Source organism: Paraburkholderia sp. BL18I3N2, assembly GCF_003001875.1.
In the GTDB taxonomy this organism is placed as follows: domain Bacteria; phylum Pseudomonadota; class Gammaproteobacteria; order Burkholderiales; family Burkholderiaceae; genus Paraburkholderia; species Paraburkholderia phytofirmans.
This window is the reverse complement of sequence record NZ_PVNC01000001.1, coordinates 183,422-207,386: the sequence shown is the minus strand read 5'-3', so window position 1 is coordinate 207,386 and position 23,965 is coordinate 183,422. Positions and strand designations below refer to the sequence as shown.

At 62.1% G+C, this 23,965-nt stretch carries 27 protein-coding genes; 15 read left to right on the top strand and 12 right to left on the bottom strand.

Going from position 1 to position 23,965, the window contains the following annotated elements; translation table 11 throughout:
* Position 1: 1 nt before the first annotated feature.
* The 4 genes from B0G75_RS00935 to B0G75_RS00920 are packed head-to-tail and all read right to left on the bottom strand — an operon-like array spanning position 2 to position 2,532.
* Positions 2 to 769: an SDR family oxidoreductase gene (locus tag B0G75_RS00935; RefSeq protein ID WP_106299767.1), complete on the bottom strand. Its 768-nt coding sequence runs from the start codon at positions 767 to 769 to the stop codon at positions 2 to 4.
* Positions 762 to 1,856: an aromatic ring-hydroxylating dioxygenase subunit alpha gene (locus B0G75_RS00930; RefSeq protein WP_106299765.1), complete on the bottom strand. Its 1,095-nt coding sequence runs from the start codon at positions 1,854 to 1,856 to the stop codon at positions 762 to 764. Before B0G75_RS00930 ends, B0G75_RS00935 begins: the two co-directional genes overlap by 8 nt.
* Positions 1,857 to 1,904: 48 nt before the next feature.
* Complete coding sequence (locus B0G75_RS00925) at positions 1,905 to 2,216, bottom strand: recombinase-like helix-turn-helix domain-containing protein (protein WP_012428842.1); 312 nt, start codon at positions 2,214 to 2,216, stop codon at positions 1,905 to 1,907.
* A gap of 1 nt (position 2,217) precedes the next feature.
* Positions 2,218 to 2,532 (bottom strand): non-heme iron oxygenase ferredoxin subunit, encoded by a 315-nt coding sequence (locus B0G75_RS00920; RefSeq protein WP_012428841.1) that lies wholly within the window; start codon positions 2,530 to 2,532, stop codon positions 2,218 to 2,220.
* Positions 2,533 to 2,973: 441 nt separating this feature from the next.
* Between B0G75_RS00920 and B0G75_RS00915 the strand changes: the two genes are divergently transcribed.
* Positions 2,974 to 4,047, top strand: coding sequence for a porin (locus B0G75_RS00915; RefSeq protein WP_106299763.1), 1,074 nt, complete (start codon positions 2,974 to 2,976; stop codon positions 4,045 to 4,047).
* 90 nt (positions 4,048 to 4,137) lie between these two features.
* Here the strand turns inward: B0G75_RS00915 and B0G75_RS00910 are convergent, their stop codons facing one another.
* The gene (locus B0G75_RS00910) at positions 4,138 to 5,112 is read right to left on the bottom strand and encodes an IclR family transcriptional regulator (protein ID WP_106299761.1); all 975 of its coding nucleotides are present in this window, start codon (positions 5,110 to 5,112) and stop codon (positions 4,138 to 4,140) included.
* A 278-nt stretch (positions 5,113 to 5,390) separates the two neighbouring features.
* On the opposite strand from B0G75_RS00910, the gene B0G75_RS00905 reads away from it, so the two are divergent.
* Together B0G75_RS00905 and B0G75_RS00900 are read left to right on the top strand one after the other, a co-directional pair.
* The gene (locus B0G75_RS00905; RefSeq protein WP_106301735.1) at positions 5,391 to 5,678 is read left to right on the top strand and encodes a hypothetical protein; all 288 of its coding nucleotides are present in this window, start codon (positions 5,391 to 5,393) and stop codon (positions 5,676 to 5,678) included.
* A 98-nt stretch (positions 5,679 to 5,776) separates the two neighbouring features.
* Positions 5,777 to 7,480 carry an acid phosphatase gene (locus B0G75_RS00900; RefSeq protein WP_106299759.1) on the top strand — a complete coding sequence of 568 codons (1,704 nt, stop codon included), beginning with the start codon at positions 5,777 to 5,779 and terminating at the stop codon, positions 7,478 to 7,480.
* 64 nt (positions 7,481 to 7,544) lie between these two features.
* Here B0G75_RS00900 and B0G75_RS00895 read toward each other — a convergent pair whose 3' ends face one another.
* Positions 7,545 to 8,231, bottom strand: coding sequence for a DUF4410 domain-containing protein (locus B0G75_RS00895; RefSeq protein ID WP_106299757.1), 687 nt, complete (start codon positions 8,229 to 8,231; stop codon positions 7,545 to 7,547).
* 159 nt (positions 8,232 to 8,390) lie between these two features.
* On the opposite strand from B0G75_RS00895, the gene B0G75_RS00890 reads away from it, so the two are divergent.
* From B0G75_RS00890 to B0G75_RS00865, 6 genes are all read left to right on the top strand, one after another.
* Complete coding sequence (locus tag B0G75_RS00890) at positions 8,391 to 8,750, top strand: DUF3564 domain-containing protein (RefSeq protein ID WP_106299755.1); 360 nt, start codon at positions 8,391 to 8,393, stop codon at positions 8,748 to 8,750.
* 383 nt (positions 8,751 to 9,133) lie between these two features.
* Positions 9,134 to 9,883 (top strand): DNA/RNA non-specific endonuclease, encoded by a 750-nt coding sequence (locus B0G75_RS00885; RefSeq protein WP_106299753.1) that lies wholly within the window; start codon positions 9,134 to 9,136, stop codon positions 9,881 to 9,883.
* Positions 9,876 to 10,136 (top strand): hypothetical protein, encoded by a 261-nt coding sequence (locus B0G75_RS00880; RefSeq protein ID WP_106299751.1) that lies wholly within the window; start codon positions 9,876 to 9,878, stop codon positions 10,134 to 10,136. The genes B0G75_RS00885 and B0G75_RS00880 overlap by 8 nt, the downstream gene beginning before the upstream one ends.
* Positions 10,137 to 10,449: 313 nt before the next feature.
* Positions 10,450 to 10,821, top strand: a complete 372-nt coding sequence (locus tag B0G75_RS00875; RefSeq protein ID WP_106299749.1) for a hypothetical protein — start codon at positions 10,450 to 10,452, stop codon at positions 10,819 to 10,821.
* An 83-nt stretch (positions 10,822 to 10,904) separates the two neighbouring features.
* A complete protein-coding gene (locus B0G75_RS00870) occupies positions 10,905 to 11,420 on the top strand; it encodes a hypothetical protein (protein ID WP_374956866.1) in 516 nt (171 codons plus the stop codon).
* A gap of 2 nt (positions 11,421 to 11,422) precedes the next feature.
* Complete coding sequence (locus B0G75_RS00865) at positions 11,423 to 12,307, top strand: 4-hydroxy-tetrahydrodipicolinate synthase (RefSeq protein WP_106299745.1); 885 nt, start codon at positions 11,423 to 11,425, stop codon at positions 12,305 to 12,307.
* Between the two features lie 160 nt (positions 12,308 to 12,467).
* Here the strand turns inward: B0G75_RS00865 and B0G75_RS00855 are convergent, their stop codons facing one another.
* Positions 12,468 to 13,181 carry a Crp/Fnr family transcriptional regulator gene (locus B0G75_RS00855; RefSeq protein WP_106299743.1) on the bottom strand — a complete coding sequence of 238 codons (714 nt, stop codon included), beginning with the start codon at positions 13,179 to 13,181 and terminating at the stop codon, positions 12,468 to 12,470.
* A 91-nt stretch (positions 13,182 to 13,272) separates the two neighbouring features.
* Here B0G75_RS00855 and B0G75_RS00850 point away from each other — a divergent pair, with 91 nt between their 5' ends.
* Complete coding sequence (locus B0G75_RS00850) at positions 13,273 to 13,812, top strand: DUF962 domain-containing protein (RefSeq protein WP_106299741.1); 540 nt, start codon at positions 13,273 to 13,275, stop codon at positions 13,810 to 13,812.
* 39 nt (positions 13,813 to 13,851) lie between these two features.
* Here the strand turns inward: B0G75_RS00850 and rarD are convergent, their stop codons facing one another.
* A complete protein-coding gene (gene rarD, locus B0G75_RS00845) occupies positions 13,852 to 14,748 on the bottom strand; it encodes an EamA family transporter RarD (RefSeq protein WP_106299739.1) in 897 nt (298 codons plus the stop codon).
* Between the two features lie 562 nt (positions 14,749 to 15,310).
* Here rarD and egtD point away from each other — a divergent pair.
* Positions 15,311 to 16,291, top strand: coding sequence for an L-histidine N(alpha)-methyltransferase (egtD, locus tag B0G75_RS00840; RefSeq protein ID WP_106299737.1), 981 nt, complete (start codon positions 15,311 to 15,313; stop codon positions 16,289 to 16,291).
* A gap of 118 nt (positions 16,292 to 16,409) precedes the next feature.
* Here egtD and B0G75_RS00835 read toward each other — a convergent pair whose 3' ends face one another.
* Positions 16,410 to 16,703, bottom strand: coding sequence for an acylphosphatase (locus tag B0G75_RS00835; RefSeq protein WP_012428825.1), 294 nt, complete (start codon positions 16,701 to 16,703; stop codon positions 16,410 to 16,412).
* A gap of 214 nt (positions 16,704 to 16,917) precedes the next feature.
* Here B0G75_RS00835 and hpnA point away from each other — a divergent pair, with 214 nt between their 5' ends.
* Together hpnA and B0G75_RS00825 are read left to right on the top strand one after the other, a co-directional pair.
* Positions 16,918 to 17,928, top strand: a complete 1,011-nt coding sequence (gene hpnA / locus B0G75_RS00830; RefSeq protein ID WP_106299735.1) for a hopanoid-associated sugar epimerase — start codon at positions 16,918 to 16,920, stop codon at positions 17,926 to 17,928.
* A gap of 138 nt (positions 17,929 to 18,066) precedes the next feature.
* Positions 18,067 to 18,600: a hypothetical protein gene (locus tag B0G75_RS00825; protein WP_106299733.1), complete on the top strand. Its 534-nt coding sequence runs from the start codon at positions 18,067 to 18,069 to the stop codon at positions 18,598 to 18,600.
* Between the two features lie 59 nt (positions 18,601 to 18,659).
* On the opposite strand, the gene B0G75_RS00820 is transcribed toward B0G75_RS00825, so the two are convergent.
* Together B0G75_RS00820 and hpnC are read right to left on the bottom strand one after the other, a co-directional pair.
* Positions 18,660 to 19,832, bottom strand: coding sequence for a glycosyltransferase (locus tag B0G75_RS00820; protein ID WP_106299731.1), 1,173 nt, complete (start codon positions 19,830 to 19,832; stop codon positions 18,660 to 18,662).
* Positions 19,832 to 20,698 (bottom strand): squalene synthase HpnC, encoded by an 867-nt coding sequence (gene hpnC / locus B0G75_RS00815; protein WP_106299729.1) that lies wholly within the window; start codon positions 20,696 to 20,698, stop codon positions 19,832 to 19,834. Before hpnC ends, B0G75_RS00820 begins: the two co-directional genes overlap by 1 nt.
* Before the next feature lie 344 nt (positions 20,699 to 21,042).
* Between hpnC and ispH the strand changes: the two genes are divergently transcribed.
* Positions 21,043 to 21,987: a 4-hydroxy-3-methylbut-2-enyl diphosphate reductase gene (gene ispH, locus B0G75_RS00810; protein WP_012428820.1), complete on the top strand. Its 945-nt coding sequence runs from the start codon at positions 21,043 to 21,045 to the stop codon at positions 21,985 to 21,987.
* Positions 21,988 to 21,997: 10 nt separating this feature from the next.
* Positions 21,998 to 23,152, top strand: a complete 1,155-nt coding sequence (gene hpnH, locus B0G75_RS00805) for an adenosyl-hopene transferase HpnH (protein ID WP_012428819.1) — start codon at positions 21,998 to 22,000, stop codon at positions 23,150 to 23,152.
* A 143-nt stretch (positions 23,153 to 23,295) separates the two neighbouring features.
* Here the strand turns inward: hpnH and B0G75_RS00800 are convergent, their stop codons facing one another.
* Positions 23,296 to 23,901 carry a phospholipid-binding protein MlaC gene (locus tag B0G75_RS00800; protein ID WP_106299727.1) on the bottom strand — a complete coding sequence of 202 codons (606 nt, stop codon included), beginning with the start codon at positions 23,899 to 23,901 and terminating at the stop codon, positions 23,296 to 23,298.
* Positions 23,902 to 23,965: the final 64 nt, after the last annotated feature.

Here is a 23,965-nt window from a genome sequence, read left to right as displayed (position 1 = left end):
ATCAGTTCATCACGAAGCCGCCGTTGACCGGCAGCAGTTGGCCGGTCACGAAGCGAGCGGCATCGGATAACAGGAACAGTACGGGCCCGGTGACGTCGTCGGGCACTTGTGCGCGCGTAAGCGCGCGGCCTTGCAGGTAATACTCGTGACGTTCGGCGGGCACGTAGGCGGTCGCCTCGACTTCGGTCAGCCCCGGCGCGACCGCGTTCACCGTCACCTGATGCGCGCCGAATTCGCGTGCCAGCGACCGGGTCATCGAAATCACCGCGCCTTTGCTGGCGACATAAGCCAGCAGCTTCGGTGCACCCCACATCGCCGTGTCCGACGCAATGTTGACGATGCTGCCGCGGCCCGAGTCGCGCAGATACGGCAGCGCGGCGGTGCTCATCAGCCAGGTACCGCGCACGTTGACGTTCATCACGGCGTCCCACGTATCGACAGACAACTCATCGGCGAACTTGCCGCCGGAGTTGGTGATGGCCGCGTTGTTGATCAGTGCATCGAGACCGCCGAGTTGCTCCGCGCCTTGCTCTGCGAATTGCTTGATGCTGGCGGGGTCGGCGAGATCGAGCGGCACGTAGGTGACTGCATGTCCTTGCTCGACGAGCGACGCCGCGAGCGCGCGACCTTCTTCGTGCAGCACGTCGCCGAACACGACTTGCGCACCGGCTTGCACCAGCGAGCGGACGAATGCCGCGCCGAGACCACGCGCGCCGCCCGTCACGAGGACGCGCCGGCCGTTGAGCGCTGAGGACGCGTCGTTATGCATGGCTGTGGCCTGTTTCCGCCGATTGCGCGGCGCCTGCCTTTGCAGCTTCAGCGCGATGCGCTTCGAGTGCGGCAAAGTCCTGCTGCGCGCGCTGACGCAACATGCGGCGCACACGCGTCATGCCGACGTCGTGCTGATACAGGAATTCATGAGCGCGCGCGTTCGGCGCCATGCTTTCCAGCACATAGCGGTCTTGCTCCAGCACGGCCCAATGCAGGCCTTCCAGGCGATTGCGGTACAGGAAGCGCCATGCGTCGCGTTGCCAGCCCGACACTTTGCGAGTGCGCCAGAAGTACACCTGGCAGTTGTCGCCATCGACCGGCGTTGCAAAACCGATGATCCCGAAGTTGCCGCCCGGGCCGAACTTCTTCCTGTACGGAATCGCGAGGCGCATCCACAGCGTGCCGGTTTCGCCGAGTTCCACCCAGTCGAAATTCACGTCGCGCTGGCCGACCTTTTCGAACATCAGTCCGGTTTCGGTCTTGCGTACGCGCATGTCGGCCTGCTTGTCGCCTTCAGCCATCGAGTGCGACGTCGCGTGCAGGTAGGCGCCGTGCATCGGATCCATCACGTTGTCGATCGCGTACTGGTAATTGCACTTCCAGTGCGACATGCACAGGAAGCTCGCGTATTCCTCGCCAACCAGTTCTTCCGGCAGCACGAGCGGCGTGGGTTCTTTATGCGCTTCGTCGCCGAACCACAGGAAGATCGCGCCGGCATGCTCTTCGACCGGATACGACTTCACGCACTTCTGGCCTTCCAGCGGACAGTTCGACACGGCGGGCACTTTGACGACTTCGCCGCTGCCGTCGATTTCAATGCCGTGATACCAGCACGCGACGCTGCCGCCGAGATTCCAGCCGAGCGACAGACGCGCGCCGCGGTGCGGGCAGCGGTCTTCCAGCGCGCGGACTTTGCCTTCCTTGTCGCGCCACAGCACGATCTGATCGCCGAGACGCGTGATGCCGACCGGCGCGTCGCCGACTTGCCAGCTCGGTGCAACGGGGTACCAGTAGTTACGCAGGCCCTTGTCCAGATAGGACTGGATCGGATCGGCCGCGCCTTGGTTTGTATTGGGGGACGTCATGAAGAGACTCCAGATACGAATGCGATGAACGTGTTCGGGAAAGCGCGCCTATTCGGCGAGCAGGCGGAATTCGGCGGCGAGGCGGTCGGCGTTCCACGTGCTGCCTTCCGGGGTGCGGAAGCCGACGCGGTTCAGACCGTCGACCACTTCCTGCAACTCCATCGCACCCGCTTCGAAGACTTTTTCGAGCGCGTCGCCGAAGTCGTTTTCGTACTGCGTCGGCTCGGCTTTGCGCGTTTGCCAGATGAAGTTCTCGGTCTCACCCGGCTTTTCGATCACGCCCTTGCCCGCGACGTTGTTCGGCTGCGGCGCGAGCCACGGCTTCAGGAAAGGATTGAAGTTCACGATTTGCTCTCGCATGTCATTCCACCTTGATCTGGATTTCTTCACCGGCGAGGCGCACCGAGTACACCTTCAGGTCGCGGCCACCGGGCTCTTTCAAGCATTTGCCGGTCGGGATATGGAACACGGCTTCGTGCAACGGGCACTCGACGGTGTCGCCATCGACAAAGCCTTGGGTCAGCAACGCGTACGCATGGGGGCAGACGTTTTCCAGCGCGTACAGCGCATCGCCCACCTTGTAGATGCCGATCTCGGTGCCGTCGAGCTTGAACTCGAGCGGCGCGTCATCGGACAGGTCGCCGGCATGGCCGGCGCAGCGCCATTGTTCAGTCATTTCTCGCCTTCTCCTGAAGCCTTATGTTCCATACAAGGAACATCAGTTCGTGTATGGATAATTATAGGAGCGGCTTTGGCCAGAGAAAATAAAAATCTCGACTGGTAGGGGAAAACACCGAGCGTGACGCTCGCAAGACGACGTCATGCGAACGCGCGCGAATACCTTTGGTCCCCGAAAAGCCTTATCAGGTAACGGTTCCAGCCATATTTCCAGACGAATTCAACAGCCCTTGTGCGGGTTTGTACGGGGTCCAAAATTTTATTTTGACCGCTTCCAGACTCACTATAATTTTCCATAGGCGACACAAACGCCCATAGGTGGAACATAAAGCGTAGCAGTTTTGGCGCATAAACCCCAGAGCTGCATTCAACCCAAAGCAAGGATCAGGGTCGACGAACCTGGCGAGAGCTACCCGTCGCGTGATCAGGAGAACCAACGGTGAAGCACATCATTGCGGCCGGCTTGACGGCAATCTGCGCAACGACAGGCGCATGGGCGCAGAGCAGTGTGACGCTATACGGCAGCCTGGATGCCGGTGTCGCGTATATCAGCAATGTAGGCGGCCATTCGAAGTGGATGGAAGAACAAGGCAACATGCAGCCTGACCGCTGGGGCCTGAAGGGCGTGGAAGATTTGGGCGGCGGCCTGAAGACGATTTTCCAGTTGGAAAACGGCTTTTATACGAACACGGGCGCATTCGCCAAAGCCGGCGTGCTGTTCAATCGCCAGGCGTTTGTCGGTCTGAGTTCAGACTCGATAGGAACGGTGACCCTCGGTCATCAGACTCCGTTCAGCTTCGACGTGTTGGGTCCGCTGAGCACGGCTTATCTGGCGGCGAGTTGGTATGCGTTCCACCCGGGCAATATCGACGAACTCGCCGACACGGGCGTGGTGCCGTTCGACAATTCGGTGAAATTCCGCTCGGCGAGTTTCAGCGGCTTTCAGGTCGGCGCGATGATGGGTCTCGGCAACACGACCAACTTCTCGACCGGCAAGACACTGAGTTTTGCGCTTAGCTATGCGAACGGTCCGTTCAAGGCCGGTGCCACGTACGCGAACGAGCACAACCGTACGCCGTCGATCGTCACGACGGGCATCACCAACTTCCAGGGCGTGGCCGCTGCCACCTATACCGCGGACAAGGTCGAGAACATGGGCGCGGGCGCCTCATATCAGTTCGGCAAGCTGCTGGTGCACGGTTTGTACACGCGCGTGAAGCTCGAGTCGGGTTCTCACTCGGACACCTATCAGAGCTACGACGTCGGCGCGAATTACCAGTTCACGCCGTTTAACACCGTGGCCGGTGGCGCCGCGACGACGACGCTGGCGGGGCATCGCTGGACGCAGTTCGAAATCGGCGATATCTACGCGCTGTCGAAGTCGACGCAGTTGTATGTGAACGCGCTGTATGAACGCGCCGGTTCAAACACGGATGCGGCGTTCTTTACCGCGGGTGTGTCGAGTGGACGGAACCAGACGATCATTCTGACCGGCATCCATCACTCGTTTTAATGCGCTGACGAGACTGTGATCTGACGCGGCTAGTCCGGCGGCGAACGCAACCGGACTAGCGCTCAAGTGAATGCTGAAATAGAAGCGGAATCAGCCCGCCGCCACGGGCTTGCGGCGCGCCTGGACCGCAGTCGGATCGTCCGGACGCGGCCGGTAGCTGAGTCGTTCGGACAGTTCGAGCGCCGCCTGGCAAACCGCGATGATGAGCGGCTCGCGCTCTTCGGCTTCGCCAATATCCGAACGTGGAATCGTCACGGTCAACGCCGCCGCGATCTTGCCGCTCTGGTCGCGCACCGGCGCGCTGACCACCGAAATGCCGCGCTCGAACGAAGCCTCGCTCAGCGCATAACCGAGCGCCGCGCTTTCGCGCACTCTTTCGTACAGTTCTTCGACGGTGGCCGGCGTGCGCTCGGTGAAACGTTCGAGCTGCGGCTCCGGATACAACTGCCGCAATTCCTCGAAGCTCAGATCGCCCATCAACACCTGGCCGTGCACCGTCGCATGCGCCGGCAAACGCGTACCGACATGCACCTTCACCGAGCTGAACATCGGCGCATGAGTTTGCGCCTTGGCGACGAACACCACGTCGCGCTGATCGCGGATCAACAGATGCGTGCTCAGGCCCGTGGCATCACGCAGGCGTTCGAGAATCGGCGTGCCGACGTCGGTCAATTCGAGCGAACTCAGATATTCGAAGCCGAGCCTCAACACCGCTACGCTCAAGCGGAAATAGCGGTCGCCGTTGACGCGCTCGAGAAAGCGGAGCGCTTCGAGCGTCTGCAACAAACGGAACGTGGTGGTGCGCGGAATGCCGATGCGCTTCGACAATTCGGGCGCGCCGAGCACCGGCTCACGCGCGCTGAATTCCGCCAGAATGCGTAGGCCTCGCTCAAGGCCCGGCACGAGATAAGTCGATCCGCCGGCGCTCTCTTCGTCGGTGGAATCCTGGGACTCGGCGTGGTTTGCCGGGGCCGGCGGCAACGTGTCGTCCTGCGAAATCGACGCTGCCGCACCGCGTGGCTTCGCGTGCTTGCGTCCCGCTCCTGTCTGCTCTTCTTTTGCCATCTTGGCTGCCGTTTCTGCTGTTCATCAAGGTCAGATCAGCATGATAGCGCGTGGCGCGCCGCCCTCACCGCCTTCGCCATTTCTTACGCGTGACGCAATCGCCACGAATCGCGCAATCGTCGACCGTCACCAAGCGCGCGCCGAATGCCGCGTCGTGGTTAACCATGTCAATTGCTGCACCGCCACCATTTCACGCGGTGCTATGCTTTGAAGCGGTCCATTGCGCGATGCCTCGCTGCCGCGCTTTCGCTCCGCTCAAGCGTCCGGAGGCCACGCTCATGTCCGATTCCATTCAGATTCAGGTTGCCGACTCGCACCTTTATCCGGGCTGCGCGGTGCGCATCGCGCACTTGCCCGAGCCGGCCCGAGGGGCGGCTGCCGTCATCGAATTCGCGGATGGTTCCGGCGCCAATGCGACCTGCCATCGCCGGGCGCTCGACGAACTCGAATTGATGGTCGACCGCTATGCCACGCAAAAGCGTCACCCAGTCGACACGCGGCATTGGCTTCTGCTTGCCGTCGACGCCACGCATAACAGTTGGCGCGTGAAGCGCCGGCTTCCTTAATCTGCATCTCCAGCTGCTTCGAATCCGCAACCGGTGCCGCGCGCGCGCCGCTCCGAGCGGCGCTGTAGTGCCCGTCACAGCCACTTCGGAACCCACTGATGAACGATCACGACTCCACCCTGCCGCCGAACGCCGACAACGCCAACGAGGCCAATAACGCCCCCGACGACCCCGAACGCCGCCGAGTCCTTACCGGCCTGGCAGCAGTCGGTATCGGACTGGCGCTGACGGGCTGCAAAACCGACCAAAGCATGTCGAGCACCGGCGCGCCGCGCAGCGCCGCCGACCTGCGTCTCGATGCCGCGCTTCACGATCAGGTGAAGCACATCGTCGTGATCTACGCGGAGAATCGCAGCTTCGCGAACCTGTACGGCAATTTCCCCGGCGTCCAGCATCCGCTCGATGCCGTGAGCGCAGAGCGTTATCTGCAACTCGACCGCGACGGCAAGACGCCGCTGCCGCGCTTGCCGGCAATCTGGGGCGGCCTCGTGCCGCAAGCGCAGGAAGTCGACGGCAAGCGCTACATGATCGGGCAGAAGGATATCGTCAACCTGCACAACCGCCCGTTCCATATCGCCGACGCGCAGGGCGCGCCGCTGCCGACCGGCGTGATCACGCGCGACCTCGTGCATCGCTTCTATCAGAACCAGATGCAGATCAACGCCGGCCGCAACAATCAGTTCGCCGCGTGGGGCGATTCCGGCGGCCTGGTGATGGGCCATTACCGTAATTCCGCCGACACGCTGCGTCTGTGGAATCTTGCGCAGCAGTACACGCTCTGCGACAACTTCTTCATGGCGGCTTTCGGCGGCTCGTGGCTGAACCACATCTTTCTGATCTCGGCGCAGGCGCCGTTCTATCCCGACATTCAGAACAGCCCGGCGAAGAAGATGGTGTCCGTGGTGGACGGCGACGATCCGACCGGCGCGCGGCTGAAGCAGTCGGAAGACTCGCCCGCGTCCGCGCTCGACGGTCCGCCGAAATTCGTCAACGACGGCGCGTTCACCGCCGACGGCTACGCCGTCAACACAATGGCGCCGCCGTATCAGCCGAGCAACGTGCGGCCCGCTGAAGGCGGCAATCCGGCCTTCGCGGACCTGTCGAATCCGCGCGTGCTGCCGCCGCAGAATTACGCGACGATCGGCGATCGGCTGACCGACAAGGGTGTCGACTGGGCGTGGTACAGCGGCGCGTGGCAATACGCGTTGGAGCATCAGGATACGGGCGCGGTGCCTGACTTCCAGTATCACCATCAGCCGTTCAACTACTTCACGAATTACGCGCCGGGCACTTCGGCGCGGCGCAAGTATCTGCGCGACGGCGGTCTCGGCAACGACGCGTCGACCAACCACCTGATCGCGGATATCGATGCAGGACGCCTACCGACGGTCACTTTCTACAAGCCGCAAGGCGATCTCAACATGCACGCGGGTTACGCGGATGTCGCATCGGGCGACCGCCACATCGCGACAGTGATCGAGCATATTCAACGCGGGCCGCAGTGGGCGAACACGGTCGTGGTCGTCACCGTCGACGAGAACGGCGGCTGGTGGGACCACGTCTCGCCGCCGAAGGGTGATCGCTGGGGTCCGGGTTCGCGGATTCCCGCGCTGGTAATTTCGCCGCTGGCGAAGAAGGGTTACGTCGATCACACGGTGTACGACACCAATTCGATTCTGCGGCTGATCAGCCGCGTGCATGGCCTCGCGCCACTCGATGGCGTGGTGGCGCGCGATCGGGCGTTCGCGAGCAACGGACTCGCGCCGTTGGGGGATTTGACAGGCACGTTGGATCTGGCTTGAGCGCTTGAACGTTCGAAAGTTGAAACGCCTGCGGCGCGCGTGGCCCCAGGCATTTCAGCTCGAACTACTGCGGCTTCGACTGCGCAGCGCCGTGCAGTTTTGCAACCACCGCATCTGCAATCTGCTGAGCCGTCTTTTTGATCGTCTTCTTCTCGTCGCCGCTCGCCATCACGAACTTGGCGGCGATCACGTACGGATTCAGTTTGATGGCCGCGCCCGGCATGCCCTTGCTGTCGGCTTCGTCGACGGCCTGATAGAGCGGCGGCAAATCAGGCGCGCCGAGGCTGTCGCACGACACCGCCACCTGGATGTCATTTTGGCCCGCGCCGAAACCGACCATCGCGCGCCTGAGGCGATTGCCGTCGTCGACACTTAAAAACACGCCGCGCACTTGCCAACCGACGGTCGGCAGCGGCTGACCCGGCGCATTGCGGCGCGCATCGACGCCCGCCTTTTTCAGATCGTCCGTTAGCGCGTCCGCCATTTCGTCCACGATATGTTTGGCATGCTCCTGCGGATTTTTGTCCTGGCCCATCGGTCCCGGGCCGCTCGGCAGCAAGCCGCGCAGGCGGCGCACCCGTTGGCCCGGTCCGCTGTCCGGCGTCACGTTCGCGACGTCCAGATCGAAGTCGGCGACATAGACGACGGGCGCGGGCTCCGCGAACGGCGCACTGTCCGCCGCGGCATCAACGGCGGCCACCACGCTCAGGCATCCCGCCATCACCGTGCACTGCAGAAATCGATGCAGCATGGCGTGCCTCCGCGAACGTAACAGGACGCGGCTATCGTACAACCGTCCGCAGCGTGCATCCGTTTTTTCGTGCCCGATCGTCACACGGTTTGCCTTGCATAACGCCCGTTGCAGCATAGACTGTTAAAGCACAACTTCGCAATTTGTACGGAACCCGCCATGCGACTGACCATCCTGATCAACGGTTCCGATCCCACCGTCAGCCACGACTACGCTGTGTTATGGCTCGACACCGACGAGCACCGGTGGTCGAGAGAAGCACATCAAGGGATCGATTTGCCCCCTTGGGGCGAACTACGCGACGAAAACGGCGTGACAACTCTCTGTGCGCCTAGCACGGATGCGCCGCTGTGCACGTTGCGCGGATTGCACGTGGACCGCAAGCAGCGCGTGAGCGCCGCGCAAGGCGCCGCGGCATGGACCGCCCTGCCGACGCGCGCGCCGACCAGCGGTTTCTGGCGTCTGCAAGCAGTGGACCGCCAACAGGTGCGCGCCGAACACAGCGTGTTCGGCAATTAGGTTTCTGCACTTATTTTTATCGGTCGAAATGACGCATGTGCGAGCGGGCGTTCCGCTCGCGCATGCGTCATTTCGTACGTGCGTTCGTGCGCCGTCTTTTTGATTCTTTGACTGCTATTTCGCCGCTCGCGCATTTAAGCCCGCCTTAAGTTTGCGTGAGTAGAGTTGGAAATCCACGCATTAGGGTCGCTGCAAAGCGGCCCGTTTTTTTTTGGTGCGGCGAGGTGTGGACGTCTCCGCGCGCGCCACGCGGCGGCATCGTTTTCATGACAGCGCTCGACGCGCGAATCCCGTTTCTCTTCCGGTGGTTCCCTGCATTTCACGTCGCGCGAGATGGGCTCGCAACGCTATACTTGCGCCCCCATCCCTCGACTGATTGACACATGAAGAAGTGGTTTGCCTGTCTGTTGTTCGCCGTTGCCGCTCACGCCAGCGCAGCGCCTTCCTGCACTCAATTCACACCGAATTCGCAATGGCCGGTTCTGAGCAATCAGAAGATGGCTCCGAAAACGCGCATGCTCTGTTATAGCGATTTCGCGGTTTTGCATTCGGGCATCACGCACGGTCCGCTGTGGTCCGCCGAGCATCTGACGCGCGATCATATCGAGGCCGCCAAAGACATGGTGCGCACCAACAAGTTCTTCGAAGACGCGCGCCTGCCGGACGGCGAAGGCGCCACGCTCGCGGACTACAAGCGCAGCGGATTCGACCGCGGGCACATGAGCCCGGCGGGCAATCGCTGGAATCAGGAGGCGATGGCACAATCGTTCACGCTGGCCAACGTCGTGCCGCAAAACCGCGAGAACAACCAGCGTCTGTGGGCGCGCATCGAGACCTCCGTGCGCAAGATCGCGGTCTCGTACGACGATACCTATGTGGTTACCGGCCCGATCTTTAACGGCCAGCAATTGCAGACTATCGGACCGACGCGCGTGTTCGTGCCGACGCAGTTGTTCAAGGTGATCTACGTGCCGTCGCGGAAGATGGCGTTCGCCGTGGTGGTGGACAATGTGTCGACGAACCGTTACGACATCAAGACGATTCACGAACTCGAAGCAGCATCGGGCATCCGTTTTCCGGGCATTCCGGAGAACCTCAAAGACCAGCGACCGGGAGGACTGAAAGGTGTTTAAACCCTATTCGAACGACGACGAAGTGCTCAACATTCAGGGCGATGCGTTGACGGTGAGTAACGGCACGACGCGCATCGTGCTGAACGGCACGCTGGAGCTGACGCAGGATCAGCGTGGATTGAAGGCGGCGTTGGCACTGAAAGAAGCGGTGGATGCGATCGTGGCCAACTTGCAGGCGCAGAGCAATTTGCCCGCGAAGGTCAAGGACGAACCGGATGCGAAGCCGGGCGTCGTGAAGAACCCCTTCAACTAGTCACTCAGAGCGCCGGCAACTGGCGTGAGGCATTTTTTTATGCGAGCGGCCGGCCCTCATCCTGTGTTGCGCAGTTCGATCAAAGCCGAACGAATCCGCTCTACGACCTCGGGCCACCCAGCCAGTTTCCCACTTGCCGCCACGGCGCAAGCCGGACCACCGAAACTGCTTCGGGATCCCCAATATGTTTCAGCGGTTACGTTTTGTCACCAGAGCGACGTCAACTCCTGTCTTCCCGTCAACGTTAAACCGGCAGCGCTGAAAAATTTCAGCCGCGATACAAGAATCAACCGGTTAAACCAGGAGTTAAACCATGAAGACGCTTTTCGCCGCTCTCGCTTCCGCTCTGCTCGTGTCGACCGCTTTCGCTCAAACGGCCGCACCGTCCGCCGCGCAGCCCGCGCAAACGCAACCCGCTGGCCAGGCGAACCTGAAGGCGAGTACCGCCGTGCAAACGGGCGCCACGGACGACGGCGCCGCAGCAACGAAGGCGCCGGCCAAAGCCGCGACCAAAGCGCACGTAAAGAAGACTTCCGCCCATCACACGGCGAAAGCGCACAAGACCACCAAGAAGGCCGCGGCAGAAACGAGCGCCGCCACGACTAAAACGGAGGGCGCGAAAGAGGCCAGCAATGCCCCGGCAAAAGCCGACGGCGCAAAGACCGACACGACAAAAACGCAATAACACGTGATCGGTTTCGGCACGCACCGGCCAGGCATGTGTAGGTAATCGAAGCCGAACTGTGCCGTTCAGGGAGGGCGAGTCATATGACTCGCCTTTTTTATGCGCGGTTCGTATCGCGTCGAGTGTTTCCGCTTCAGGCAACCCCGTATGATTTTTCCAACGCACACCCCAATTTTTGCACCGCGTTTACCCGCAGACGTCTAATCTCGAACTGTCTTGATCAACCATGGCGTCGACGAACGCCGCATCACATGGCTCTCACACAATCAATCGACAGTTTCGCCACTCAGCCGGTCAACGAGTCTCACGTTCAACGCAGCAACGTCATTCCCTTCCCCGCAGCACGCGTCCGCTTGCAGATAATGCTGCCTCATCGGCCGTACGAATTCCCCGGCACCCAGCTTCGCGCCTTGCTTCATTCTCCTCTCGGTGTTTATGTCGTCGCCACCCAAACGGTTCGCCAGGAAATCCGCGTGCAACTCGACATCGCTCCCGACGACCTCGACTTCACCCTGCACACGCTGATTTCGACACTTCCCGCCGCGATGATCGGACCGTTGAAGCGCCGCAGCGCGGCTGCAAACGCAAAGGCGCGGTAATCATGTTCTCAGGCATCTGGTTGCCCATCGTTACACCGCTACGTAACGGCGAAGTCGATATCGATTCATTGCAGCGCCTCGCGGACTACTATTTGCGCACGGAGATCAGCGGCATTGTCGCGTTGAGCACGACGGGCGAGGCCGCTTTGCTACAGGAAGCCGAGCGCATTACCGTCTTGCAGGCGCTGACCGAAGTGACCGGCTCCCGTCTGCCGATGCTGATCGGTGTCGGCGGATCGAATACACGCGACGTGCTGCGCGATATCCAGCGCTATGAGCGCTGGGCGTGCGCGGGATATCTGGTCTCCGCGCCGTCATATGTGTGTCCGGATCAGGCCGGTGTGCAGTGGCACTTCGAGCAGGCCGCGCTCGCGACCGAGCGTCCTATCGTCTTGTATGACGTGCCGCACCGAACCGGTGTGACGATCGCGCCGGATACCGTCGCGCGACTCGTCGAGTGCGGCAACATCGTCGCGATCAAGGAGTGCGTGAAAGAGCATTTCGACAAGTTGAGCGACCTGCCGATCAACGTCCTGTGCGGCACGGATGAAGCCTTGGACGATTGTCTGCGTCATGGCGGAACAGGCGGCATTCTCGCCAGCGCGCATGTCTGCGCGGATCTGCTCGTCGCGTATCAGGACCTGCTGGGTGCTGGACGCGACGTGGACGCGCGCAATCTGTTCGCCAGCTTGCTGCCGGTGTTGCGACTCCTGTTCGCCGCGCCGAATCCGTCCGCAATCAAAGCCATGCTGGCGTTCGATCGTTCGCTCAGCGACGAAACACGCATGCCGATCTCGCGTGCCTCGGCGCAACTCGTCGAGCGTCTAAGTACCGCGCGCGACCGGTTGCAGGATCTACGCGCCGAGTTTGCCGGCGTGATGAACTAGCCCATCCTGTTCGGTCTCTTCTTACTGCGCCGCGAATGATGACTTCATTCGCGGCGCAACCTTTCGTCAAAACGCTGCATATTCAACACGACACGTCGCGCATAGCCGTGTCCGCCGCCGCTTGTGAGCAGGCGAAAGGTAAATAGCAAACGCACCGCAATCAATCCGCAACGGGATTCAACTCAGCCAATGCAGCCAGCTTCTGCAGATCGGTAATTTCGATTTCCGCATAACCGAGCTTCAGCGCGCCTTGCGTTTCAAACTGCTTCAGCACCTGGTTGATGGTTTGCCGGGACAGCGCCAGCATCATCGCGAGATCTTCCTGCGGGACTTTGAGCACGCGCCGCAATGCACCGGGCTCGCCGTAGCCACCTGCCATCAGTAACAAGCGGCGCGCCACGCGCTGCGCGGCGGGCAGCAAAGCGGCTTCTTCGATCGCGTCGAAAGCCAGACGCAGCTTTTGCGTCAACAGCAATCCGAACAGATGCCAATAAGCGGGTGTGCGTTCGAGTAGCGCGGCGAGTGCGCCGCGCGGCACATGAAACAGCTCGGAATCGCGTTCGGCATACGCGTCGTGAGTCCGCGGCCGGTTGTCGAACAGCGCGATCTCGCCAAACCAGTTCACCGGCTCGATGACGGCAAGCAAAGCCTCCTTGCCCGCCGGACTGGCCGCGCCGATTCTCATCAGGCCATCGAGCAGGCAATAGAGGCCGTCGTCGGAATCGCCGCGCGTGAAGAGCCGCTGACCGGCAGCGAGCCGTTCGACACGCCCCACTTCGATCAACTGCGCCTGCATGGCGGCCGGCGCCGAGCGAAACCACGCGCTGCGTCCGAGCAGCGCGGCAAGCTCATTCGATGGAAAACTTGCAGTCATAGAACGGCACTCGTGCCCGATTGTCGGCTACCCGATGGTTTCAAATTCCGCTGCCCGCGATTATGCTGACTTTGAAAGAGGAGCGGCATCCATGAGAACGCTGACGCAAAAACTTACGCAATATGCGGCCTACCATCGTGACCGGCGCAATATCGCCACGCATTTCTTCGGCATTCCGATGATCGTGCTGGCCCTGGCGGTGTTGTTGAGCAGGCCCGCTTTTGCTGTCGGCGTTTGGCCGCTGACGCTGTCTCCCGCGTGGGTGTTATTCGTCGTGGCCACGCTGTATTACCTCGTGCTCGACGTGCCGCTCGGCGTGATGATGGCATTCGTGTCCGCGCTCTGCGTCGCGTTCGGCCAATGGACAGCCACGCAATCGCCGTTCGCGTGGCTCTTGATCGGTGTCGGGCTCTTTCTGGCCGGCTGGGTGTTTCAGTTCGTGGGACACGTTGCCTACGAACATCGCAAGCCGGCCTTTGTGGATGATGTGATCGGCCTGCTGATCGGACCGCTGTTCGTGCTGGCCGAAGCGTTGTTCGGCTTCGGCTGGCGGCCCGCGCTGCGCGCAGCGATCGAGGCGCAGGTCGGTCCGACGCGTATCAATGCGGCCCATACGGCGGCACATCGCTAAAGCGCGCCGCCGCTTAAGCGAGTGCCTGTTCGATGCGACTCAGTTCGGTGCGAGTCGAACGAGGCGCACACTATGCAATGCCGTCAGCGCGACCGCGATCCAGATGGGAACGTAGGTCGCCAACTGTGCGACGCTCAGCGTTTCACCGAGCAACGTGATCGAGATCAGCACCAGCAACACCGGCTCGGCATAGCCGAGAATGCCGAACAACGCGACCGGCAACAACCGGCTCGCCTTGAGATACGACGCGAGCGCAATGGTGCTCAGCGCGCCGAGACCCGGCAACAGCAGCCACCACCGACCTGGATGGCCGGCGATCATCGCCAGCGAGCCGCCGTTGAAAACCAGTACGATTGCCGGCGGCAACAGCAGCGCCATTTCCACGGTGAACATCGCGAGCGAGTCGTGATTGATCTTGCGACGCAAAACGAAATACGGCGGATAGCCGAGCGAGACCAGCAAGGTCGGCCACGAAAATGCGCCCGTCACCCACAATTCATGGCCGACGCCCAGCGCCGCGCACGCAACAGCCAGCCACTGCAAACCGTCAAGACGCTCGTGATAATAAAAGCGCCCGACAAGCACCATCATCAGCGGCATCAGGAAATAGCCGAGCGAGACTTCGAGCATCCGGCCGTGCAGAGGCGCCCACAGAAACACCCACAGTTGCGCGCCAAGCAACGCCGCGCTCACGATCATCGCCATGCCGAGTTTCGGCGCGGTCACCATGCGGTAAAGAAGTTGCCGCAGAATGGGCAGGCGCTGTCTTAACGCCACCAGCAACAACGCTCCCGGCACAGTCCAGATGACGCGCCACGCGAAAATGTCGAGGCCGCTTAGCGGCGCGAGCAGGGTTGCGTAAGCGGACAGTAATGCAAACGTCGTGGTCGCGCATACCGACAACGTGATCCCGCGCCTTAGGTCATACTGGTTCATCGAGCGGCCTGTTGGGTAGGCGCTTCGAGAAACAATACCGGCGCACGCGCGGGCAGTGTTGTTTGCAGCGCAGCATTCAGCCGGCCGGCATTCGTTGTTGTCATTGGAAGTGGAATCTCACAAGCGGGCAGCGCGTATCCAGCCCTGCGTTTCTTGCTTTGATAAAGGATACGAAGGCGGCATTCTAGACGTGTTATCCGCTCGCGGCTCCCGCGTGGGTCCGCGCGCTGTCATCAATCAGCCGAAATTATTCCGTGCGCATCGCACGTCGATGGACTAGAACATAACTTCATGTGCGCAAACGACGCATATCATCTCGCGCCAAGCGGCTCAAGCGCGAATCTTGCTACCTAGTCTTGCGACGCAGCTTGCATCACCGTTCGCAACGCCCTCAGGAAGTCTCCTCGGGGACAGCATGTGCAGCATCCATGAGCCGGGCCGGCTATGGCAGTCCAACGGACCGAGCCCGCCTTCTTCTCCACGGCACGCCTCACTGCGTTTCATCGCGCGTGCCGCCGCCCGGCAGCAATCCCGCTCATCGAATGTGACTACTGGAGCCAGCATGACCCAGCCAGCCCTATCGCACGACGCATCGCCCGACCTACGCTCCGCCTTTGCCGCCGACGTTCGCGCCGGCCTCACCCATACGCCGCAAAAAGAACTGCCGTCGAAGTATCTGTATGACGAAGTGGGCTCGGCGCTGTTCGAAGTGATCACCGTGTTGCCGGAATACGGCGTGACGCGCGCCGAAGAACGTCTGCTGACCAAACATGCCGCGGACATCGTCGCGCACTTGCCACACGACGTGACGGTCGCCGAACTCGGCAGCGGCAGCGGCCGTAAAACACGGCGCATTCTGGAAGCGCTGTGTAAAAAGCGCCCCACCTCTTACTGCCCGATTGAAATTTCGCGCAGCGCGCTGCAGTTGTGCAGGCGCGAACTCGGCGACATCGAGCGCATTTCGATTGTCGGTTATGAACGGGATTACCTGGCCGGCCTCGCTGAAGTGAGCAAGCAGCGCGCGGCCGACGAGCGGTTACTCGTACTGTTTCTTGGCAGTACGATCGGTAACTTCGGCAGACTCGCGGCAACGCGTTTTCTGCGCGACATCCGCAACATGCTCGCTCCCGGCGACGCGTTGCTGCTCGGCACGGACCTGATCAAGCCGACGCCTGTGTTGGTAGCCGCCTATGACGACTCGATCGGCGTCACTGCGTCGTTCAATCTGAACCTGCTGGCGCGCATCAATCGCGAACTCGACGGCGACTTTCCGCTCGAGGCGTTCGAGCACGTCGCGCGCTTCAACCCGGACGCTCGCAGCATCGAAATGCATCTGCGAGCAAAGCGCGACGTCACCGCGCGCGTGGGCGCGGCGCAATTGACGGTGTCGCTCAAGGCGGGCGAAACGATCTGGACCGAGAGCAGCCACAAATATCGCGCGGAAGAGATGCCCGCGATTGCCGACGACGCCGGCTTCGTGTGCAGCCATCAATGGATCGAAGACGAATGGGGCTTTGCGGAGAGCCTGCTCGTGGCGCGATGAGTGCGCTGGGCCGCTGACTGAAACACGGGCCGCGCAAACACGGCAACGCGGCGCGCCATCGCGCATGATGGCGCGCCGCCTTCTGTTTTTGCGTGATTTGCGTTCTACGTGCAGCCGCTCAGTGCTGCTCGAAACGTTCGTAGCGCTTTTCCGTGGCGCGCTCTTCGCCGGCCACCTCGGTCACGCGCGCCGCCGGCGGCCCGTGACGAAGCCACGACAGCATGCGGTCAACCTGGTTGGCCGAGCCCTGCAACATCGCTTCGACGGAACCGTCGTCGAGATTCGCCACCCATCCCTTGATACCGAGCGCGTGAGCCTGCCGCACGGTCGCGTGGCGAAAGCCGACGCCCTGCACGGTGCCGCGCACGCGCACGTAATACGTTTCGATCCGCTGATCCAGATCCGGGGCCATGCCGTCCTCTCCCTTCTGTCGACCGGAGTTGGCGCTTTAGCGCTTACTCCGGTGCCATGCAACGCACAATCTTTCAAGCGGGCATTCTAGCCGCGTCGCGGCGAGCTTGCTCGGCAAAGCGTACATCTGATTGTCCGCGTGGGATCGCCAGCGCGACACACGGCGCGCGCGCCACGTACAATCCGTCGACTGTCATGCAGGGAATGGAAACAGAATGACCGAACAGAATCGCGATCTCGTGCTCGTGACCGGCGCCTCCGGCTTCGTCGGCTCGTCGGTGGCGCGCATCGCGCAGCAGAAGGGTTTCAAGGTGCGCGTGCTGGTGCGCGCCACGAGTCCGCGTCAGAACGTCGACTCGCTGGACGCGGAAATCGTGGTCGGCGATATGCGCGACGAAGCGTCGATGCGCAACGCACTTCGCGGCGTGCGCTATCTGCTGCACGTGGCCGCCGACTATCGGCTGTGGGCGCCTCACCCGAGCGAGATCGAGCGTTCGAACCTCGAGGGCACCGAGGCGACCATGCGCGCGGCGCTCAAGGAAGGCGTCGAGCGCATTGTCTACACGAGCAGTGTGGCCACGCTGAAAGTGACCAGTTCCGGCCAGTCCGCCGACGAAACCTCGCCGCTCAAAGCCGATCAGGCGATCGGCGTGTACAAGCGCAGCAAGGTGCTGGCCGAGCGCGCGGTGGAGCGGATGATCGCCGAAGACGGCCTGCCGGCGGTAATCGTCAATCCGTCCACGCCGATCGGACCGCGCGATGTCAAGCCGACACCAACGGGACGCATCATCGTGGAAGCGGCGCTCGGCAAGATTCCGGCGTTCGTCGATACCGGCCTGAATCTCGTGCACGTGGATGACGTCGCGGCCGGCCATTTCCTCGCGCTCGAACGCGGCAAAATCGGCGAGCGCTATATTCTTGGCGGCGAAAATCTGCCGCTTCAGCAGATGCTCGCTGATATCGCGGCGCTGACCGGCCGCAAGGCGCCGACGCTGAGCCTGCCGCGCTGGCCGCTGTATCCGCTGGCCATGGGCGCCGAAGCCGTCGCCAAGATCACGAAACGCGAACCGTTCGTCACCGTCGACGGCTTGAAAATGTCGAAGAACAAGATGTATTTCACGTCGGCGAAAGCGGAACGCGAACTCGGCTATCGCTCGCGGCCCTATCGCGAGGGCTTGAGCGACGCACTCGACTGGTTCAGGCAAGCGGGCTATCTGAAGCCGTAATCTTTGCCTGAAACAGGCGGCCTGTGTCCGGCGATCCGGCTCGGCTGCAAGCATTTTGTTACAACGTCACTGTGTTAGCGACAGGTAAAAGCCTACGCGCAGCAGTTAAAATCGTGGGTCTTACCAGAGAAACCTCGCATGAATCTTCACGAACAGCTCGGCGCACTGGAAATGGGCGTCGATCAGCTCATTCAGGCTGTCGTGGCCCCGCAGGCCGAAAACATCCCCGAGACACCCGCACAGCACGTCGCGCCGCAAGCGTCGGCGGATCAGGTCGCGTCCGAATCCCACGCGGAACGGGCTGAGACCGAGGCGGCCGTTGTCGAAGGCGAGGCTCCGGCTCCGCAGCGTCAGCCCACGCTCGAAATCAATCGCCCTGCGCAGAACGAGATCACCATGACGATCGGCGGCCAGACCGTCGCGCTGCGCGCGGAGCAGATCGGCCAATTGATCGAGGAACTGTCGAACGCGCGCGCGTCGATGACGCCGGAACCGCCGCCGGGCATTCCGCCGGGCTGGCGCTTCGTGTCCACGAAGAATCCGGTGATGGCGGTGCAGAAACAGTCGAATGGCGACCGTTTGCTGGTCATGCGCCACACCGGTCACGGCTGGGTGCCGTTCACGTTCTCGCCGGACATGGTGATCCAGCTTTACATGATGCTCACCAAGTAAAAAAGCGGCGCCCGAGCGCCGCTTTTGCATTCCACCGCGATTTCTGACTACTGCCTGCTTCAGCGTTCCTGCACCGGCGCCTGAACCCGCGCCTTCCACTGTCCGCCCTTGCCGCGCCAGTAGCGCACCGCCGACGCGAACGTCGCGCCGACATAGAACAACGCGATCAGCGGCAGAAACGGCGCCCACAACGGCGAGCGACGGTAATAGCTAAGCATCGGCGCATAAGCGCAGCACATGGCCGCCCACGCGAGCCATGCCGGCCAGCCCGTCGGACCGAGCACCAGCGCGGCGACCGGCGGCATCAGGTAAATGATCGTCATGCCGGCCAGCGTGCCCGCCAGCAGCAACGGCGAGTAGCGCAATTGCGTGAAGGCCGTGCGCGCGATCATGTTCCAGATCTCACGCCAGCTGTCGTACGGACGCAGCGACACACTGCGCGCCGCCACATCCAGCCGGATCGGATGACGCCCCGTGCCGCGATGCTTGATGCGCGCGGCGAGGCTGCAATCGTCGATCAGCTCGGCGCGGATCGACTCGATGCCGCCCGCCTCTTCCAGCGCACTACGGCGCACCAGCATGCAGCCGCCCGCGGCCGCCGCCGTGCGATTGCGCGGGTTGTTGACCCACGAGAACGGGTACAGCTTGGCGAAGAAGAACACAAAGGCGGGAATCAGCGCCTTTTCCCAGAACGAATCGCAGCGCAAACGCACCATCAGCGAGACGAGATCGCGCTGCTCTGCGTCCGCGCGCGCGACGAGTTGCGCGACCGCGTCGGCGGGATGGCCGATGTCGGCGTCGGTCAGCAGAAGGAAATCCGCGGACAAGCCGAGCGTGCGCACGGCCTCGATACCTTGCGACTGTGCCCACACCTTGCCGGACCAGCCCGGCGGCAGCGGCTTCGCGCTCAACACGGTCAGACGGTCCGGGCATTGCAACTGCAAGGCGGCCGCGCGAGCGGCGTCGGCAGTGCCGTCGGTGCTGTGGTCGTCGACGACGATCACGTGGAATTCGCCTGCATAGTCCTGCTGAAGCAGCGTGGTGACCGCCTCGGCGATCACATCGACTTCATTGCGGGCCGGCACCACGGCGGCCACGGCTGGCCACGTTGCGCGCGACGCGATGGTCAGCGGCGCGGCAGGACGCGCGCGCCAGAAACCGCCGCGCGCGAACAGCAGCACACACCAGATCAGCAAGGAGAGACACGACAGAAGAAACAGGACCACCGCCATTAAGCATTACCCTCGATTGAACGCGCTTCTACGCCGACGCGACGCGACAGCCACATCACCACCGTGCGCGCCGCGACCACGCACCAGTCAAACGTATTGAGCACCGGCCGCTCGTGAAACACGTCATAGCCCACTTTCTCGATGCGTTCGAGAAAGCGCAGGCCGCCGTGAATAGCGCCGCATAACTCGATGCCCAGCCGCCCCGGAATTCGCAGCGCGAGCGGCGCGCCGCGCACCAGCATCTCACGCACGAACGACACTTCGTGCGCCATGAGCGCCCGCCAGTCGTCATCGGCGACGCCGTTGGCGATGTGCGCCTCGGTCACGTTGAAGCGCCGCATATCGGCGAGCGGCAAATACACGCGGTCCTTTTTCCAGTCGGCGGAGACGTCCAGCCAGAAGCTGATCAACTGCGACGCCGTGCAGATCGCGTCGGCGTCGGCAAGATTCTCCGGCGTAGCCGCGCCGATCAGATGCAGCATCAGATGCCCCAGCGGATTGGCCGAGTGGCGGCAATAGTCGAGCAACGCGGCGCGGTCGGCGTAACGATTGATGTCGATGTCCTGGCCGCATGCGTGAAGCAGATCGTAGAACGGCGCGAGCGGCAGTTTATACTGGGCGACCACGCCGGCGAGCTTGCCGAACAGAAGCGGATGCACTGGCGCCGCGCGCCGCGCCGCTACGGCGTCGAGGCCGGCGCGGAAATCGGCGAGACGGGCGTGCCGCTCGGTTGCGCTCCAGTCGCCTTCGTCGGCAATGTCGCCCGCCGTGCGGACAACCTGATAGATAATGCCGATGGGCGCGCGCAACGCCTTGGGCAGCAACACGCTCGCGACCGGAAAGTTTTCGTATTGATCGACGTCCATCCAGCGAGCCTCGAAACCCTTTTGTAATGCGGGCGCCAGGCGCCGCAGGACTACGTAGTTTAAGGGTTCCGTCAAACCGTTGCAGCGTGCAATCATTACCGCATCCGCATTGCCGTATCCGTTGCTTGCCGCGCCGGGGCATCGTTCCGTTACTGCTGCGCCTGACCAACACCCGCCGGGCGTCGCCGAAGCAAAGCCCGGCTGATAGCGTTAGAATGCGCGTTTGGTTTTGCTGTACCGGCACGTCGCCGGGGCTCAAGACGTCAACTAATTAGATGATCGCGGCGATAAAGTCAGAGTTACCGACTTCTTCGAAACCCGCGTCAGTCGGAGTTCGCCAACTTATGCGAGTCATCCTTGCTCAACCCCGCGGCTTTTGTGCGGGTGTTGTTCGCGCAATCGAGATCGTCGATCGCGCGTTACAGCAACACGGCGCTCCCGTGTATGTCCGCCACGAGATTGTTCACAATCGGCACGTGGTCGACAACCTGCGCCAGAAAGGCGCGCGCTTCGTCGAGGAACTCGATGAAGTGCCGCAAGGCGCCGTGGCGATTTTCAGCGCGCACGGTGTCGCTCAGACAGTTGAGCGCGACGCCGAAGCGCGGGGTCTCGACGTGCTTGACGCGACCTGCCCGCTTGTCACCAAAGTGCACGTGCAGGGGCGCCAGTACGTCGGCGCCGGCCGCACGCTGATTCTGATCGGTCACGCCGGGCACCCGGAGGTGGAAGGCACGATCGGCCAGATTCCAGGCAAAGTGCTGCTGGTGCAGAGCGAGGCCGAGGTCGCGCACCTCGATCTGCCGGTCGACACGCCGCTCGCCTATGTCACGCAGACCACGCTGTCGGTGGACGACACGCGCGGCATCATCGACGCGCTGCTGCGCCGCTTCACCGACATCGTCGGACCGGATACGCGCGACATCTGCTATGCCACGCAAAACCGCCAGGCGGCCGTGCGCGAGTTGAGCAAGCAGGTCGACGTGCTGCTGGTGGTGGGCGCAACCAATAGTTCGAACTCGAACCGGCTGCGGGAGATCGGCAGCGAAAGCGGCGTGGCGAGCTATCTCGTCGCCGACGGTTCGGAAGTGAAGCCGGAATGGTTTGCAAACGTGCAGACCGTCGGCATCACGGCCGGTGCTTCGGCGCCGGAAGAGATGGTCAAGAACGTAATCGATGCGCTGAGCGCATTGGGGCCCGTCGATGTCACGACGATGGCGGGCCGTGAAGAAAAGGTCGAATTCAAGTTGCCATCGAAGCTGATGCAACCACTCGCTGCACGCGAAGTTTAAGGAGGACGTCTTGTCTATTCCGCTGCTACAGAAAGTCCGGGTCGGCGCATACATCATGCGTCAGCATCTGTCCGGTAACAAACGCTACCCGCTCGCCCTGATGCTGGAGCCGCTGTTCCGCTGCAACCTCGCCTGCAATGGCTGCGGCAAGATCGATTATCCGGATCCCATCTTGAATCAGCGTCTGTCGCTGCAAGAATGCCTTGAAGCCGTCGACGAATGCAATGCGCCGGTGGTCTCGATCGCAGGCGGCGAACCGCTGCTGCACAAGGAAATGCCGCAGATCGTGAAGGGCATCATGGCGCGCAAGAAGTTCGTGTACCTGTGCACGAACGCGCTGCTGATGGAAAAGAAGATGGACGACTACGAGCCGAATCCGTACTTCGTCTGGTCGGTTCACCTGGACGGCGATCAGCAGGCGCACGATCACTCGGTGTCGCAGGAAGGCGTGTACGATAAGGCTGTCGCCGCCATCAAGGAAGCGAAGCGCCGCGGTTTCCGTGTGAACATCAACTGCACGTTGTTCAACGACGCCGTGCCGGAACGCGTCGCCGCGTTCTTCGACACGCTGGGCCCGATGGGCGTGGACGGCATCACCGTCTCGCCGGGTTACGCGTACGAACGCGCGCCGGATCAGCAGCACTTCCTGAACCGCGACAAGACCAAGCACCTGTTCCGCGAAATTTTCAAGCGCGGCAACAACGGCAAGAACTGGTCGTTCAGCCAGTCGAGCATGTTCCTCGACTTCCTGGCCGGCAATCAGACGTACGAATGCACGCCGTGGGGCAACCCCGCGCGTACCGTGTTCGGCTGGCAAAAGCCGTGCTATCTGGTCGGCGAAGGTTACGTGAAGACCTTCAAGGAACTGATGGAAACCACGCAGTGGGAAAAATACGGCACGGGTAACTACGAAAAGTGCGCGGACTGCATGGTGCACTGCGGTTTCGAAGCGACCGCCGTGATGGATACGGTCACGCATCCGCTTAAGGCGCTGAAGGTCAGCCTGCGCGGTCCGAAGACGTCGGGCGCTTTCACGAAGGACATTCCTTTGGATAAGCAACGCCCCGCCGAGTATGTCTTCTCGCGTCACGTCGAGATCAAGCTGGAAGAGATCAAGGTGTCGGGCAAGGGCAAGAAAGTGCAGACGGCGACGGCCGCAACTTAAACGGTCGAACGGGCGGCCTCGCGGCGCTCTTTGTCCTGCATGTCCAGTATGCAAAAAAGCGCGGTGGCCATTCAGCCACCGCGCTTTTTTTATACCTCATGCCTCACTCGTTGCGAAGTGAGGGAATCAACCGTTACCCACCGTTACCCAGCGCTACGCGCATTGTGAGCGGTCAAAAACTTGATCAGCCCGTCGATGCCGCCTTTGGAAATCTGATCGGCGAATTGCGTCTGATACACCTGGATCAGCCACGCGCCCATCATGTTAATGTCGTAGACCTTCCAGCCGGCGCCATCTTTGGTCATGCGATAGTCGATCGCGTCGTCGCCGCCATTGCTCAGCACGTGCGATTGCACGACCACGTCTTTGGCTCCAGCAGGCACGTTGACCGGCGCGAACTTGAACTTCACGTCCTGGTCACGCAGTTGCGACAGCGAGGCCGCATAAGTGCGCGTGAGCAGCAGCGTAAACTGCTCGTACAGTTGCTTTTGCTGGTCGGGCGTCGCGGTGGACCAGGCCTTGCCGACCGCGATGCGCGTGGTGCGCTGAAAGTCCGTGGCCGGCAGGAAGCGTGACTCGACCAGTTGGGTGATCCTGGCCATGTCACCGCCGCGCGCCTGCGGGTCAGCCTTCATCGCGGCCACCGTGCCCTCGACAGCACTTTTTACCACCGCGTCGGGTGCGCTTTGCGCATATGCCGCAGTGGACACCAAGGCCGCAGCCAGAAAAGCAGACAGATAACGTTTCATACGCTCGACAGAACCTGAAAGAAGTAAGCGCCACCGGGCTTGCAAGCACGCGGCGAGAGCAGGA

Coding starts and splice junctions, on each gene's coding strand:
- B0G75_RS00910 (WP_106299761.1), bottom strand. CDS start 5,112: ATGGCAAAAGAAGAGCAGACAGGAGCGGGACGCAAGCACGCGAAGCCA.
- egtD (WP_106299737.1), top strand. CDS start 15,311: ATGACCCAGCCAGCCCTATCGCACGACGCATCGCCCGACCTACGCTCC.
- B0G75_RS00890 (WP_106299755.1), top strand. CDS start 8,391: ATGCGACTGACCATCCTGATCAACGGTTCCGATCCCACCGTCAGCCAC.
- B0G75_RS00865 (WP_106299745.1), top strand. CDS start 11,423: ATGTTCTCAGGCATCTGGTTGCCCATCGTTACACCGCTACGTAACGGC.
- B0G75_RS00925 (WP_012428842.1), bottom strand. CDS start 2,216: ATGCGAGAGCAAATCGTGAACTTCAATCCTTTCCTGAAGCCGTGGCTC.
- hpnA (WP_106299735.1), top strand. CDS start 16,918: ATGACCGAACAGAATCGCGATCTCGTGCTCGTGACCGGCGCCTCCGGC.
- B0G75_RS00905 (WP_106301735.1), top strand. CDS start 5,391: ATGTCCGATTCCATTCAGATTCAGGTTGCCGACTCGCACCTTTATCCG.
- rarD (WP_106299739.1), bottom strand. CDS start 14,748: ATGAACCAGTATGACCTAAGGCGCGGGATCACGTTGTCGGTATGCGCG.
- B0G75_RS00935 (WP_106299767.1), bottom strand. CDS start 769: ATGCATAACGACGCGTCCTCAGCGCTCAACGGCCGGCGCGTCCTCGTG.
- B0G75_RS00850 (WP_106299741.1), top strand. CDS start 13,273: ATGAGAACGCTGACGCAAAAACTTACGCAATATGCGGCCTACCATCGT.
- B0G75_RS00875 (WP_106299749.1), top strand. CDS start 10,450: ATGAAGACGCTTTTCGCCGCTCTCGCTTCCGCTCTGCTCGTGTCGACC.
- B0G75_RS00885 (WP_106299753.1), top strand. CDS start 9,134: ATGAAGAAGTGGTTTGCCTGTCTGTTGTTCGCCGTTGCCGCTCACGCC.
- B0G75_RS00855 (WP_106299743.1), bottom strand. CDS start 13,181: ATGACTGCAAGTTTTCCATCGAATGAGCTTGCCGCGCTGCTCGGACGC.
- B0G75_RS00800 (WP_106299727.1), bottom strand. CDS start 23,901: ATGAAACGTTATCTGTCTGCTTTTCTGGCTGCGGCCTTGGTGTCCACT.
- B0G75_RS00835 (WP_012428825.1), bottom strand. CDS start 16,703: ATGGCCCCGGATCTGGATCAGCGGATCGAAACGTATTACGTGCGCGTG.
- ispH (WP_012428820.1), top strand. CDS start 21,043: ATGCGAGTCATCCTTGCTCAACCCCGCGGCTTTTGTGCGGGTGTTGTT.
- B0G75_RS00870 (WP_374956866.1), top strand. CDS start 10,905: ATGACTCGCCTTTTTTATGCGCGGTTCGTATCGCGTCGAGTGTTTCCG.
- B0G75_RS00895 (WP_106299757.1), bottom strand. CDS start 8,231: ATGCTGCATCGATTTCTGCAGTGCACGGTGATGGCGGGATGCCTGAGC.
- hpnC (WP_106299729.1), bottom strand. CDS start 20,698: ATGGACGTCGATCAATACGAAAACTTTCCGGTCGCGAGCGTGTTGCTG.
- B0G75_RS00920 (WP_012428841.1), bottom strand. CDS start 2,532: ATGACTGAACAATGGCGCTGCGCCGGCCATGCCGGCGACCTGTCCGAT.
- B0G75_RS00820 (WP_106299731.1), bottom strand. CDS start 19,832: ATGGCGGTGGTCCTGTTTCTTCTGTCGTGTCTCTCCTTGCTGATCTGG.
- B0G75_RS00825 (WP_106299733.1), top strand. CDS start 18,067: ATGAATCTTCACGAACAGCTCGGCGCACTGGAAATGGGCGTCGATCAG.
- B0G75_RS00900 (WP_106299759.1), top strand. CDS start 5,777: ATGAACGATCACGACTCCACCCTGCCGCCGAACGCCGACAACGCCAAC.
- B0G75_RS00930 (WP_106299765.1), bottom strand. CDS start 1,856: ATGACGTCCCCCAATACAAACCAAGGCGCGGCCGATCCGATCCAGTCC.